General features: G+C 45.2%; 11 protein-coding genes and 1 pseudogene. 7 read left to right on the forward strand and 5 right to left on the reverse strand.

The window, feature by feature from the left end:
- Together RJ60_RS05780 and RJ60_RS05785 are read left to right on the forward strand one after the other, a co-directional pair.
- The coding region (locus RJ60_RS05780; RefSeq protein WP_103134224.1) for an ATP-binding protein at positions 1-806 on the forward strand (806 nt) is incomplete at its 5' end.
- Positions 807-1121: 315 nt separating this feature from the next.
- The gene (locus RJ60_RS05785) at positions 1122-1400 is read left to right on the forward strand and encodes a DUF2442 domain-containing protein (RefSeq protein WP_099829731.1); all 279 of its coding nucleotides are present in this window, start codon (positions 1122-1124) and stop codon (positions 1398-1400) included.
- 1335 nt (positions 1401-2735) lie between these two features.
- On the opposite strand, the gene RJ60_RS05800 is transcribed toward RJ60_RS05785, so the two are convergent.
- Complete coding sequence (locus tag RJ60_RS05800; protein ID WP_099829729.1) at positions 2736-4496, reverse strand: CsgG/HfaB family protein; 1761 nt, start codon at positions 4494-4496, stop codon at positions 2736-2738.
- A gap of 520 nt (positions 4497-5016) precedes the next feature.
- A complete protein-coding gene (locus tag RJ60_RS05805) occupies positions 5017-5400 on the reverse strand; it encodes a hypothetical protein (RefSeq protein ID WP_099829728.1) in 384 nt (127 codons plus the stop codon).
- 481 nt (positions 5401-5881) lie between these two features.
- On the opposite strand from RJ60_RS05805, the gene RJ60_RS05810 reads away from it, so the two are divergent.
- The 4 genes and pseudogenes from RJ60_RS05810 (at position 5882) to RJ60_RS16025 (ending at position 10123) form a co-directional block, all read left to right on the forward strand.
- A complete protein-coding gene (locus tag RJ60_RS05810; RefSeq protein ID WP_099829727.1) occupies positions 5882-6142 on the forward strand; it encodes a PIN domain-containing protein in 261 nt (86 codons plus the stop codon).
- A gap of 748 nt (positions 6143-6890) precedes the next feature.
- Positions 6891-9686, forward strand: a complete 2796-nt coding sequence (locus RJ60_RS05815; RefSeq protein ID WP_099829726.1) for an Ig-like domain-containing protein — start codon at positions 6891-6893, stop codon at positions 9684-9686.
- Positions 9687-9793: 107 nt separating this feature from the next.
- Positions 9794-9856, forward strand: a pseudogene (locus RJ60_RS16020) (hypothetical protein); the annotation flags it as partial.
- A 33-nt stretch (positions 9857-9889) separates the two neighbouring features.
- Complete coding sequence (locus RJ60_RS16025; RefSeq protein WP_258006195.1) at positions 9890-10123, forward strand: hypothetical protein; 234 nt, start codon at positions 9890-9892, stop codon at positions 10121-10123.
- Positions 10124-10430: 307 nt separating this feature from the next.
- On the opposite strand, the gene RJ60_RS05825 is transcribed toward RJ60_RS16025, so the two are convergent.
- Genes RJ60_RS05825 through RJ60_RS05835 form a run of 3 tightly spaced genes read right to left on the reverse strand, consistent with a single transcriptional unit; the run spans position 10431 to position 13449 of the window.
- A complete protein-coding gene (locus RJ60_RS05825; RefSeq protein ID WP_099829725.1) occupies positions 10431-11264 on the reverse strand; it encodes a carbohydrate ABC transporter permease in 834 nt (277 codons plus the stop codon).
- 15 nt (positions 11265-11279) lie between these two features.
- Positions 11280-12185: a carbohydrate ABC transporter permease gene (locus RJ60_RS05830; protein ID WP_099829724.1), complete on the reverse strand. Its 906-nt coding sequence runs from the start codon at positions 12183-12185 to the stop codon at positions 11280-11282.
- Positions 12175-13449 carry an extracellular solute-binding protein gene (locus RJ60_RS05835; RefSeq protein ID WP_099829723.1) on the reverse strand — a complete coding sequence of 425 codons (1275 nt, stop codon included), beginning with the start codon at positions 13447-13449 and terminating at the stop codon, positions 12175-12177. Before RJ60_RS05835 ends, RJ60_RS05830 begins: the two co-directional genes overlap by 11 nt.
- A gap of 389 nt (positions 13450-13838) precedes the next feature.
- Between RJ60_RS05835 and RJ60_RS05840 the strand changes: the two genes are divergently transcribed.
- The gene (locus RJ60_RS05840; protein WP_099829722.1) at positions 13839-15077 is read left to right on the forward strand and encodes an ROK family transcriptional regulator; all 1239 of its coding nucleotides are present in this window, start codon (positions 13839-13841) and stop codon (positions 15075-15077) included.
- Positions 15078-15079 lie beyond the last annotated feature (2 nt).

Here is a 15079-nt window from a genome sequence, read left to right on the forward strand (position 1 = left end):
TAGCTAGCGATAGCAGCAGCCTTGTTTCAAGACAGGGGATCGCAGATCTATCTAGAAGATTCTCCAGGATTCAAATCCCTCTAATGTCTTTGAGGGAATACATATTTCTTAGGGATGGAATTTCGCTGCCACAATTAGAGCCATTCTCTCTTGAGCCTTCTTCAGTTAAAGAGATAATAAACTGTACAAACGTACTTTCTGCTTTTGAGGAGTATCTTGAGCGAGGATTCAGGCCGTCTTATATGGAGTGGGACTTTCGAGAGCAAATAGAACACATTATTGAAAAGACACTTCATGGAGATGTTCCGTACTTCGTGCCGCAAATCTCGGATATTCACTTCAGGCTAATGAATGCCGTTGTAGGCTTTTTGGCGATATCGAAAGTTCCAACACTGAACATTGAGAGAATGTGTAGAGAGTGGGGTATAGGGAAGAGAAAACTCTATGAACTTCTTACTGTAATGAACGCAACAGGAATAATCAGAATAGTATATAGACAGAATGATAATCGAACTTTCTCCAAGGGTGAGAAAATATTCTTTGGCGACCCTACTTTCTACTCAATTGGTACAGGAAATACCGGAACAAGAAGAGAAGCCTATGTGGCACAATCCTTTGAAGATTCGGGTAAAAGAATCTTTGCCTGTGCGGATGAGCGAAACGGAGATTTCTCTGTAGATGGCAAGATTATTGAAGTGGGAGGAAGGAGCAAGAAACCAAAGAAAGCAGAGTTCGTAATAAGAGACGATACGGATCTGCCCCATTCAAATTCGATTCCAATGTGGACACTCGGCTTTCAATATTGACAATAGCTCGTAGTTATGCCACGGGATTTTGGACAACAAGTTGTCCACTTCTCCGGATATCTCTGATCAAGCACCAGAAGAAGTTCTTCCAGCTCCTTAAACTTGTATCTCGGCACTTGGAACTCCCTTCAACACAGATTATCGAAAGATAGAGTCCGTATTTGTTTTGCTCTGGAAGAGCAACACTATCGCAATAGAATTAATAGTCCTCTCAAAGATCACATGGTCCAAGATCGAATATGCACAATACTCCGGCGAATGAACTTGAGAAAAATGCTTCCAGTGCTATAATTCAAGCAGAGAAGGAGGTGAATTATGATAAGAATAGCTCAGGCGGAAGCTCTGGAGGCTTTTAAGGTAAAACTCGCCTTTGAAAATGGAGTAGTGGGAACAGTGGATTTCTCTGAGCTGGCCGCATCTCCTCTTTTCGGTCCTCTCAAGAATTATGAGTTTTTTGAAGGCGTTAGCATTGTCAGGGACGGCAGAGCTTTAGCATGGGGAGAAGATCTTGAAAGCTGCGCTGATTCGCTTTTTATGAGGATAACGGGAAAGAAGCCAGAAGAGATCTTCCCCAAAACAAAGGCCGCGGTGTGAATGCCTGCAATCAGTCGGCTGTATGGAATAGTAATCTACATGTACCACGAAGATGAACTTCCTTCACACTTCTATGCTCACGATGGTGAACATTAAGCTATTTAGAAATAGAGTCACTGGCAGTCATCGCAGGAGCCTTACCTCACAGAGCCCCGGGACTCGGATTGAATGGGCTTCAATGCACCAGAATGATCTTTCGGCAGCATGGGGTGATGCGAAGTCTCTGCAACTCTAAAAAATAGCACCGTTGAAATAGAACTCCTGTATTCTTTCCGACTCCACGTCTAGTGAATTGCCTGTACGTTTCTATGCTTCACTTCATGCAACCCTTGACGTTCTGTCGAATGTCAGATGCCACCGGTGCAAATAGGTACTGTCCGGTTCCTCAGATTCCAATTTTCGTTAACGCTCAGAACAGCCCCTAAAGCTCCTACGAGACGCCAGACCCCACTTCATGACTTGAAAGGTTGAGGGAAAATGAAACGAGTTGGTCCGGTTGTCATCCCGTAATGCTCCTGTACGGGATCTCCCATCAAAGAGCCGCTTTTCGCTGGTCGCTGACGAAGACAACGTTGTCCGTCAACGGTCCGCCGTCCACCGAGAGAGCAGACAGCCATCAAAGAGAAATCATTGTTCTTTGTTCCAGAGCAAGGATCTGTTCTTCGTTCTTGGTCAAGGTGAGATCAAAGAGGTTCTTGTGACGGCGTAATTCCAACCTGACTGGTTTCTTCTCTCTCTCCCTCTTCTCTCGTGAGCGAAGCGAACCTCTCCAGAACGCTCTTTCTCAATGGTCTTTGTTTGGACGGCACAGCCGGAACTGGCCTCGCCGAAGGCGAGACTGGCCTTTGCGAAGCAAAGACTGGCCACCGAACGTGACTGGCTAGTTCGTTGCCCTCCTGCCGAAGGCAGCCTTGCGTCCCCGGACGCTTCTCCGGGCATTGCGTCCCGGCATGATCTTTGCCGGCCTTGCGTCTCATTTCACCAGTGACTGGGTCTCTCTCTTCCCTAGGACGGCTCTTGGAAAAATGGAGTCCCTATTTTCAATGCGGGAACGTAGAACAACGTTTCCGGGATGTAAATAATGGAGGCTGTCTCAATTTTTATTGTCTTCCTGCGAAGCAGCTCTGACCCGCGCGGTCTTCGCGGAACTAGCGTTCCTTCAAAAAACGGTATCTGTCCCCATTTTTTCCATTTTTTCAATTAGGCCACACAGAAGTCAAACATTTCGTGGTCTAACCGGCTACTACCCCTAGTTGATACTCCTGGCGATCACCACAGATGATAATCTTATGCACATTATCTCGGGGAGCTCTTATTCACAATGATCTCCACATTTCACATTGCCTCAAGCTCGATTTTAGAAGACGAGAAGTACGTAACATCAAGGTCGAATGAATCGAAAGCCCATCGGAACAGTGCGTCGGTTATCTCACGAGCCGTTACTGAACTCCTCAAGGTGAACCTTGCAATGCCCCCTGCATAACTCTGTCTGTGAACCTCCGCAATTCCATCAATCTGTTCAAGAGCCTCTTCAAACTCCATAAGCTGTCTATAACTACTGAGTCCTGTGATCAGAACCTCGATCTGTTCCATAACAACGTATTCATCGGGTTGCTGCGCGAATAGCTGATCAACGAAGTAATTTGCCAGCATTGTGCTTGCTGCTCTGAGAGCTTTCTTTGACGCTATTCCTTCACTTACATCCAGAGCAGAACCTTCTACTCCATCTGCTGCGAGAATTCTTCCAGTGTTCATGTCAATTATTCGAGCCTCAACTCGTGCCCTGCAGGATACCATATTATGTATGTCTTCAACCCATTCGCTAAGAGCTTCACCTATGATAATCATGTCAGCATCAAACTGCCGAGCAAGAGATATGGCATTTCTCACGTCATGGATTGCTGCAAAAGCCATTTCCGTATAGCGAATCTCGGCCACCTTTATCTGGTCAACAACATTAAAACCATGTTCGACTAGTACTCTGATAATCTCTGTCTCAGCTGCAGGATCTGGTATACGCGTCTCCACACGCCTTCTTATATGGGTCTCCGGGATCATAACAACGATTGATTTACTTAGAACAGGATCTCGTTCGCCGTCCTTTACTTCTCGATTATCATCAGGGCGATGAGCTTTGTATTTTTCGATGATACCAGTAACACTCTCGGCTCTCACAAATTCGACGATATCTCCATCAGAGCCAGCAGATCCTGCAAGAAGCGATGCAACAGAGTACTTTTCACTAACTTCTTCAACAATTGCCACACCAATCCCTGTTTTCTGAAAGCCAAGAGAAAGTCCAGTTGATGGATCAATAATCTCTCTACCACGTTCAAAGATTTCTAGATATGAGTTATTCTGCATGCCGACATCAAATCCTGCGTTGACGTATACCTTGCTGGGTTCTGCAATCGCTACGCGACCCTGCCAGGGAACAGGTCGTACCTCACTGACAATGAAGTCGACCAGTTTGTCAATTACCTCTCTGGTAGCCTTCCCCAAGGGCGTCTTTTCGTAGTCAGAAATAGTGAAGTCGATAATACCACCACGAATCAGGACCCCCCCTCCTGTTTCTGTAATAGTCGACTCTGCTTTTCTGCTCTCGATAATAACCCCAGTGTTTGCATCAAATATCCTCATATCCATAGCTATATATCCTCGGACTATGGAAACAACTAGGGGGCCCAGCTGAACTGTGCCAATCTTCTCTTCTGCAAACCCGGTAACTACTGTCTTTACAAGGATCTGAGCACCAAAGAGCTCTCCTACTTTTGCAGCGGTATCTGGTCTGATTACACCAGTCAAGCTCAATCGTTGCTCTCTTAAAATCTCTTCCAAGGCAGAACGTTCGAGTACTATGAATCGACCACTCTGGTGAAGACTGCTAATAAGCATTTCTTCAATACCGTTTGCCAAACCTCTTGGAGCACCCGGAGCAAGAACTTCTACATCTGCAATTGCAACTCGCTTTTTGGGCCCATAGAATTCAATCTCACTAGCTGTAACAACAAGCTCACAGCATAGAACTACGGCAAGAAGCAGAACTACGACCAGAAGAAGTCGTGGAGAACTCTCAGAACTCTTCTTAATAGACATCTAGTAATCCCTCCTTGTCTCAAATGATGCACAGATTATTAGCTCTGACGAAGACAATTGAAATAGTATGAGCTGTTTACTTGGATCTGGTAGTCATAGGGAGTATCGAACGAATGGCAAAAGCTTTGACATTGTGCGAGTAGAACTTGGTTGGTCATGCTCAATACAACTTCACGCAACAAAAAACAAAATGCAGAGCTTCCCAATAACCTGAGAGGACGTAGATGGATGTTTCTCACTTATTGAAGCTGAAGAAAGTGTTCAAGATAAGGACAAAGCTGCTCATCGACAAATACTATCTTAGGAGTCGCCCTAGATTATTGGAAACTCATAGGTTTCCTCTCTGACAGCCCAGAAACCTCACCAGGTAACAGACATGTACTCAGTTCTCTACAAAGGAAAAGAAGAGGAAAAGATGTTGCACTTCAATGGTTTCAGGAGACTCGCCATTTGTAAAGATACGTGGATCTCATAGTACACCAGTCAAACCAACCCAGGAGTTTCCAGATACACCCTACACCTACGGGTCAACTATAGGATAACCATCTCTAAAGATTACCCGCCAATCGTAGTAGACACCATCGTAAGAGCAATCTGCTTTGATTGCGTTGGGATGAATGTATGCGGTCTTGTGGTAGATATCAGAGAAAGCTCTCTCGGAGCGGAGTGTGTAATTTCTCTCATCCAAGTGTGTTATTGTATAGTGATCAGGCGCGAGGGTTGTAGTGTAGATGAGTTTGTTTGCATCCGTGTCATAGATCCTGATTTCTAGAGTATAACTCGACTCATTTGCCACTACTCCTCGAAACTCTGTCGGAAGTCTTCTCCAAATACCTTCCAGAACGCAACCATTCAACAGTACTAAGCTCACCAACAATACAAGTACTATGTACGCTTTTCGCACTGCTTTCACCCCCTCTCGTACCAATTAGACCATAATTCATAATCAAAAAACAACATATCGATCCCCTCGTGGTGAAAAAGGCAAGGAGATACCTCTTCTTGTATCTCTTTTGTCTTCATCTCTCTTTGCACTGCTCTCCTGAATGAAGTTCTATATTACGCAAATGTAAATAAAAAAGTCCGTCCCGAAAAGACCTTCTGCCCGGGGCAGGAGACTATGAGCTCGTGATATCAGCCCTTCTTGTTGATTTCCCAAACTTCGAACTCCAAAACATACTGCTTGAACGCACTCTTCATATCACCGTGGAAGAAGCGGAGTAAATACTCTTTACCGACCAAAATCTAGTTCAGGGGCGTTTTCTGTTTTCGAACGCCCCTTTGTGCTTTGTCTGATAAAAACGAGGAGTATTTATGAATAAATACATTACAGGTAAGTAAATAATAAAGTCTGTCCCAATTTTTTTAAATGTTTTTGCGGTGGTTTGAGACATATTGAAGCGACAAGACAAATAGAGCAATTCCTGAAGTTTTGTCTGTTCAATGAAGTACTTCCTATTACGCTTGAATCAGCTTCTATCGCTGCGACGCACTACGCATATCTTAGAAAACTCGGAACGCCTTTGGATGATATAGATCTTCTCATAGCCGGTATTGCCATCGAAAACGACATGACTTTAGTCACGCACAACATGAAAAACTTCAGCAGAATTCCAGGATTGAAGTTGCAGGACTGGAGAGAATAACTGAATCTCCGCTAATGTTCAGCTTCCCCCATTTGACGTCCCCCACGTCATTCAGAGTTACCAGCACAGGATCTCGCTCAAAAAACCGCTGTGCGCTTAAGAACAACAACGCGCTGATGGCTGTGAAATACGGTTCACCGTTGACCGTTCAAGATCATGAACCCATTCACCGAAAAGGCCGCTGTACGCTTAAAAGCGGTGAACCCGCTGAACGCTGGGAGAGCGGTCCTCCGTCAGCCGTCCAAGAGCAAAAACCCGTCCTCCGATAAGATCAATCGAGAAAGAGCACAGTCGAGACGTTCGCTGCGCTCATGAGAGAAGAGAGAGAGAAAGAAGAAACCAGTCAGAGGCGTTGAAGCTTCCGCCGCCACAAGCATCTCTCTCTTTGATATGCACTTGACCAAGAACGAAGAACTGATCCTTGCTCTGGAACAAAGAACAATGTTTTTCTCTTTGACGGCTGCTCTGCGGAGAACGGTGAACAGTTGACGGAAAGCCTGCTTGAACGCGAATCAAAGGAACGCGGAACTGCTCTTGAGAAAATGGAGTCCCTATTTTGTCGTCTAATAGCGTGTTTGGATAGCCAATAGGGCACTATTACTCTCTATTAACAGAAAAAGATTGCTTTGCCTGCAATGTAACAAGTGGTATATTATTCACAAGAGAGCGTAGCACTTACATTCCCGCATAATCTCATAGACTTGAAGTGTTAATTCCCGGTGCGAGGCCTCGCTAGTGGGGGTGGGTTATGAAGAACAAGCTTCTGTCTGTCTGTTTATTCTTGTTTCTCTTTTCGATTATGTTTCTCCTTCTTGGCTGTCCTACCATTGACAAACCACCAAAACTGACCATACCTGATAAGACAGTAGATGAAGGACAGGTACTTCAGTTCGACCTAAAACAATACGCCGAAGACAAAGACAAGAACACCCTTGCCTTTGCAATAGTATCCGGAGTTGGAGAGATAGTGGGGAGCGATTACAGATACACCCCGACATTTGATGACTCCGGCCAGAAAGAGGTGAAGATAAGAGTAACGAATGCAAAGGATAAGTCAGCAGAAGACACATTCAAAATAACGGTAAACGATGTTAACAGACCCCCTGTATTGGACATACCGGACCAGACGATGAACGAAGGAGAAACCCTTACCCTCAACCTAAACGACTATGCAGATGACCCCGATGAAGACGATCTAACCTTTACTCTAGTATCCGGAGTTGGAGAGATAACCGGTGCGACATATACCTACACCCCCGATTACGATGTACTGAAAAAGGTTAGAGAGTACGACCCGGCAGCCGAGAGTATAGATTTCGAGGTAAGCATAAGCGCGAACGATGGAAAGGGTGGAGAAGCGACCTCTACTTTTACCATAAGTGTAACCGACGTAAACAGACCCCCTATGCTGGACATACAGGACCAGACGATGAACGAAGGGGAGACCCTTACCCTCAACCTGAACGACTATGCAGATGACCCGGACGGAGATGCTCTAACCTTTACTCTAGTATCCGGAGTGGGAAACATAGCGGGATCTACATACACCTACACAGCTACATACACAGATGCCGGAACGAAGACTGTAACTGTGAGAGTAACGGACAATAAGGGCGGAAACGGTCAAGTTGCTTTTGGAATAACGGTCAATAGACTACCTGTGATCAATAAGTTGAGCGGTCCATCCGGAACGATGAACCAGAGTAGCGTCACTTTCAGCTGGGCCGGAGACGATCCCAACGGGAGCATAGCCTTATACGAATACAGAAAAGACGGAGGAAGCTGGACAGACCACGGCTTGAACACGAGTTACACGTGGAGCGGCTACTCAGAGGGCGCTCACGTATTCGAAGTCAGGGCGCAGGACGACGAAGGTGCCTATTCGAATGTAATCTCCTGGAACTTCGTTTACGATATACCCAACATTCCACCGGTAATAGAGAAAGTGAGTGGAATGGAGGGGGCGATAGGGGAAGACAGCAACGCATTCAGCTGGGACGGAGTCGATCCCGACGGGAGCATTACCTTATACGAATACAGAAAAGACGGAGGAAGCTGGACAGACAACGACTTGAACACGAGTTACACGTGGAGCGGCTACTCAGAGGGCGCCCACGTATTCGAAGTCAGGGCACAAGACAGCGACGGCGCCTATTCGAATGTAATCTCCTGGAACTTCACTTATAATGCAGCTTCACAGGAAACCGGAGGCTTCAAAGTGGCCAACTCATGGGGAATAGGGGGATGGGAAAACGTCCCTGACGGTTTTCTGTATATAACCTATGAAGCCATGAAACAGAATAAGGTTCTGTGCTTTGTGGTCGATCCCAAAGACAACTATGAACCCAGAGCGATAGCCATTTTCAAGATATCACACCTGGTCAGGGATGATTGTAGCGTTTATGTAGGCGTAGGAAACCCCTCTTCTCCTTCAAGAGAGAAGAGATTCGATGACTATTATCAACGTAGCGGGCCACACCCTTACCCAGACAACAAAATGGTCTTGGACATAACCGAACTCCTTCCATTCAATAACGAGACGTTATATCTGAAAGTATATGATACGAATACAGGCAGCACAGGCACTATCGAGTTCTTCTCGGTAGAGATATACGACAATTATCCATCGGGTATCCCTTCAAGTGTCTTCACATCCACACAGACACCAAAGAACACCGTCAACAACTCTTATGTGAATGTACAGATCCCGGGCGTCACAGTCTCGGCCGCTTCGAACTACGATCTCTCTTCAAACGATGGAGGTCTTTCAAAGAGACTACTCGAAGGAATGAAAGAAACGATGGGTGTGTATGAAGAGGGAAGAGGCTACAACGAGATAATAAACGGTTACGGCACTGGTCTGAGACCGCCCTCGGTTGAAGAGTGGGAAGAGATAGCAAACAGCTGGTATGAGATGGAGGCTTTTGGTCTGCAGGAGACGCTACCTGTTTCTCTTGACCATTCAAGTTCGATCCACTTTCCACCGATAGGTAATCAGGGAAACGAAGGTTCATGTGTAGCCTTCTCGGTAGGGTATTACACAGCCACTTTTTATGAAGCCTGTGACAGGAACTGGGACCTAAGCGGTGCTCAATGGGTGGGAGGATACTACGGGGCGCCCACTGCTTCCTACCAGGACAGGATACTCAGTCCAGATTTCATCTATCACCAGATAAACGATGGCTATGATCAAGGTTCCGCATACCAGGATGCGATGAAGCTTATATCTAATACAGGCGTGAGCAGCTGGAAAGAGATGCCCTACAATCCTAACGACAGCAAGACATGGCCTTCGGAGTCTGCGTGGAGAGAAGCCCCGAGGTACAGGAGCCGCACCAACGTAATGAGAGTCCTGATGGTAGAAAACGATCAGGACATTCAGACACTGAAATCGTACATAAATGCCGGATATCTAGTTTCCATTTCCGTCGACGCTGACAAGTATGCAAACTTGAGTCCCTCCGACGTATGGAACAGTACGAATTACACGAATCCAAACACTAATCACGCAAACACTATCGTTGGCTACGATGACCATTTGTAAATAATGGAGGCAGTCCGCAATTTACCCAGAAGTAAAACACGATGGCAAATACGTTCTAAGAACAAACAAAACTTACCAATAGAGAGGTTGCTCAATCGTACAAATTACTGTGGAAAGTAGAGAGGGCATTCAGGGAACTGAAGAGCGGACTCGATCTTCGTCCTATATACCATTACACAGACACGAGGGTGAAGGGCCACATAATGATCTGTTTCCTTGCGCTTGTAATGGAGACTGCCTTATGTAGAAAGCTGAAAGAGATTGGAAGTGCTTTCTCTTACGCAGAAATACTCGAAGACTTGAAAGAGATAAGGGCAGTTGAGCTAACGGTAGAAGGCAAACGCTTTCTTGCAAGGACTGAAATGATGGGCAATGCTTACGACGCTTTCAAAGCACTCAAAATAAGACCCCCGGATCTACTCAAAGAGATTGCATAATATACCACTATGGTGGTACGTCTGTTTTTCTTTTCATTTTTCCCCTTGTTTAGCTGTTTTTAGATTCGTTGCTGTCAAAGTTGAGTATGAACGAATATGCTGAACAGCAGATCAGCGATTGTGAATTCGAAGCGATGGCGATGGAGCTATTGAAAGTTCTAAAGAGGAGCTGCTGTACTTCAGGAACTTCAAAGAATACTTTCCGTGCAAAGGAGCCATGGAAACCTTCAATCAATACTAAAAACGTCAGGGAGAAGCATAGATTTTATGCTCCTCCCCGGGAGGAATGTTTGTATGCTTACCAGAATTATTCTTTGACTCCGCCGGCAGTTAGTCCGCCTATAATATACTTCTGGAGAGTGAGAGTGAAGATGATTACGGGTATGAGTATTATAGTGCCAGCGGCCGCCAGTTGTCCCCATCTTGGCGCATACTGACCGAGAAACCCGTTCACCGATATAGGAGCCGTCTTTGTAGAAGTTCCCGTGAGAACAAGCGCATAAATGAATTCGTTCCATGACATTATGAACGCAAAAATTGCGGCCACCATAAGTCCAGGCGCCGTGAGGGGGAGAAAGATCTTCCAGAATATCTGTATTCTGTTGCAGCCATCCACGCGGGCAGCCTCTTCAAAAGAATAGGATATTGAAGAGAAGAATGGCAGAAGCAACCAGATAACATAAGGTATATTAAAACTCGTGTATGCAAGTATGAGCGAAATATATGAATCGGTCATTGCGAGTGAGTCAAACAACATGAACAGTGGCACAGCGAGTGCTATCTGCGGAACCATTCTCGATACCAGGAAGGAATACGAAACGACTTTTCGTCCTTTGAACCTGAATCTCGAGATTCCATATGAGGCCATAGCGCCCACCAGCAAAGAAATAGCGGTCGATGACAACCCCACTATGAGACTGTTCTTTATTGAAGGCAGAAAGTCGCTCTTCCCGAGAACTCTCTTGTAACTCGTGAGATTTGGGTTGAAACTGAAGGGGTTAGAATTGCGAATATCCAAATCTTTCTTGAATCCGCTGCTGATTATGATGAATATCGGAAACAGCTCTACCGCTACTATTATCAGTGCTATGGTAAATAGAATCCACTTTGTTATCGCTCTTTTTCTCCTCATTTTCGCCATAAATACCACCAAACCTTAAAGCGTGTCGATGTCCATATTCTTTCTCACCAGACCGAAAGCGAACAAAAGACTGACAATTATGAGAATGACGGCCATGGAAGAAGCGTAGCCCAGCTTACCAAACTCAAAGGCCTGCTTGTGAATATAGAGTGAATACAGCATAGTTGCGTTTCCGGGTCCACCATTAGTCATGACAAAGACCTCGGAGAATATCCTCAAAGCGTCTATTGTTCTAAGAAGTATTGCCGTGGTTATAGTCTGTTTCAACATCGGAATTGTTATCAAGAAGGTCTTCTTGAAGAAGTTTGCACCATCGAGCTCTGCAGCCTCCATTATATCCGCGGGAAGGCTTTTAAGCCCTGCATATAAAATCATGAACATGAAGGGCCACATCCTCCAAATATCCTGCACAATAACAGCGATATATGCGAGACCGCTGTCTGAAAGAATGCCTCTGGACGCATCGAAACCGACGATCTCGAGCAGATAGCTTATCACTCCATATCCCGGTTGAAGCATCAATCTCCAGGTAAGACCCGAGAGTACGGGCAGCGTAAAGACTGGCAGCAGTAAAAGTGTTCGCAGCAATCCCGCAGCCGGAAATTCCCTGTTGAAAAGTATAGCCACAAAGAAACCTATTACGAGCTGAATAGGTATCGCGATCAATATGAAGCCTAGCTGAAGAGAAAGCGAATTCCAGAATTGCCTGTCTTTGAAAAGATCGAAGTAGTTCTGAAATCCAATAAAGGCTCTTCTCCCGTCATCGACCTGTGCCCAGTTGAAAAAAGACAGTACAACCGAATATATGATTGGAAATACAAGGACTACACCGACAATGATGAGCGCCGGCAAAATGAAGTAAAGATAGGAAAGAACTCCCTTGCGGGAGTTCCTTCGAATCAATCTGTTGCTAATTTTCATACTTGTCGAGTAGTGCCTGCACCTGGTCTACCATGTTATTTATCGCGGTTACGGGATCGACAGTCCCAAGAACGGCAGCCAGCCAGTTTACTTTGATCTGTTCAGAGATCTCTGGATAGAAGGCTGCCCTGTTAGGCCTGCTGACTGCAAATAGCCCTGAATCTGCCATTCCTTCGTACCAAGGATTTGTCTCTAGAAGGACAGGATTTGTGAGAAGATCTGTTCTTACGGGTGTCATTCCATCTTCGGCAAGCTTTATGCCGGCATCGTAAGAGTTCAACCAGTATGCAAACTCTGCTGCCGCTGCGGCATTTGTCGAAGCCTTTGGGATACCTAGAATCCAGCAACCTCTTACCGCGGCACGGGCGGATGGACCGGCCGGCGGCGCAGTATACTCTATCTTTCCAACAACGAGAGATTCGTCTTCGTTTTCGTGTGAAGGGATAATACCCGGCCACTGGAACATCGAGAAGACCTTTCCGTCGCTGAAGGCCGCTATTCTTTCGGCATGACCCATATCGTTGGCACCTGGAGGTGCATACTGCATAAGCCGCTTGTAGAAGAGAATGGCTTCAAGCGCTTTCTCCTTGTCGAGAGTTATGACGTACTTTCCGGCAACATCCTGCATGAAGTGCGTACCAAAGGCTTCAAAGAACATTATGGCCTCGCAGGTTGCTCCTTCTGTGTTTTTTGTGAACGGTGCCCAGCCATATATTCCCTTTGTTTTAAAGAATTCGGCCATGTTTGCAAGCTGATCCAGCGTTTCGGGAACTCTCAACTCATAGCCAAACATTTCCATGAATTCCTTCTTGAATTGTGGGTCTTCGACCAGATCCTTTCTGGTGATCCAAACATATACGTTTCCGTTAATCGGAATTCCCTGAATCTCACCCTTCCAGAGGGCAGCCTCAAAGATCGCTTGAGGAATCTCGGTGGTGCTTATCTTCTTGAAGGTCTTTCCCTCGGGCCATTTTGAATAAGGAACGAGAAGATCTCCGAACTTCGCGACATTACCTTCGTCTATGGCTACAAGGTCGTAGTTTGCTTTGTTCTCGGTAACATTGAGAGATGTTTTCTGGAGCATTGAACCTGATGGAATCAACTCGAGATCGACTTTAATTCCGGTTGCCTTTTCGAAATCCTTAAGATTCGCTACCCAAGCCTGTGTGTGTGCATCGTCCCAGGCAAGAACTTTGATATTTGTGGCACCGAATGCAGTTAAACATAACAGAGCCAGAAAGAGAACTACTAGCAGTTTCTTCATAATTGAACCTCCCTTTTTTGAAGTTGAACATAGCTAAGAAAGAGAACTAACAGATAGCAAAGGATCTACTTGAATGATTCTACAATAAATGATAGGCAAATAACAACATATAATTAAAGGCGTTAACTAATACAAGGCTAACCATAGGTTAGTATGGAGAAGATACGTTGAGAACACGCTTGATAATCGGCTATAACTGCTCGTAAAAAAAGAAGGTACCATTTACTAATTCGGGGCAATTGAGAAGATACTTAAATTAACAGGTTGAATTATTCTGTTATATCTCCACTTTTTTCCGTGATAGAATGTAGCTGATGTCGTTTAGTTAATTGTGTTTACTAATTCGAAATTCCGATTCTTAGGAAATTTCCGGAGGAAATAGTTGATTTATGGTGAATAAGACTTACGGGTTGAACGTATCGTCTATCAAACCGAGAAACCGTTCTCTAATACTGAGACTTCTCAGGGATCGAGGGCCTCTTTCAAGGAGAGAAATGGCATTGCTGTCGGGGTTGACGCCGGCAGCGGTTACTAATCTGGTGAATGAGATGATAGATCAGGGCTTACTTAAGGAAACCGGGATGGCCCAGAGAAGTTCGAAGGCAGGTAGAAGGAGAATTCTTGTAGATATCGATAAAGAGAGAAAGTACATAATAGGTCTCAATATAAGCACAAAGACTACAGCCATTGGTGTTTCGGATATGGACTTCAATCTTCTTGGTTATGAGGAGTTCAATACTAAAAGAGAGAAATCTGCGACTGAATTCCTTAACGAGATTTCGAGCAGAGTTATGCAAATGCTCTGGAAACAGAGCATTACCAAAGATAATGTTCTCGGTATCGGTATCGGTATCGTCGGAAGTGTCGATCCGGAAAGCGGTCAGAGCAATCTCGCCTATGGGATATGGTCCCAGCCGGTAAATATCCGTCAAATACTCGAAGAGAGTTTGGGTATAAAAGTAGTAGTCGAAAATAACGTCAGAGCGCTTGCAGTTTCGGAATTGAGTTTGCAAAAGCACTCAGGAGTGAACAATCTTATATTTGTGAAGCATAGTCCCGGACTCGGTTCTGCGATGATAATCAACAAGAGTTTGTTCTACGGATCCACAGATTGTGCTGGCGAAATCGGTCATATGGTTATAGAAAGGGAGGGACCCCTGTGCAGGTGCGGGCAGAAGGGTTGTCTTGAAGCCCTGACGTCGGCCGAGAATATTATTCGGGAAATCAAAGAGCTAATGCAAAGAGGAGAGACTCCATGGCTAAACTTAAATGCCGATGATAGGAATCTATCTTTGGAAGATATCGTTGAAGCTTACGAAGCGAGAGATATGGGAGTCATAAGAGTTGTTGAAAAGGCTCTGGAGTATTTGAGTCTTGGCATAGCAAACGTAATGAAGATCTTCAATCCAGAAAGAGTAATTCTTTACGGACCGCTCTTCAAAAGCGATCATATCTTTCAGTCTCTTCTGAAAAAGATAGATCAACTCGCTCCAGACAGCAATAGTTCTTCAGTCGTTCACTTAAGCGCGCTCGATAGTGATAACAAAATAATAGGCGGATTGTCGCTTGTTCTTGAGAGACTGTTCTTCGAAACGGGAGCAGCCTCTATCGGAAGCAAAACCGCCTGATT

It is taken from the genome of Mesotoga sp. B105.6.4 (assembly GCF_002896535.1).
Taxonomy (GTDB): Bacteria; Thermotogota; Thermotogae; order Petrotogales; family Kosmotogaceae; genus Mesotoga.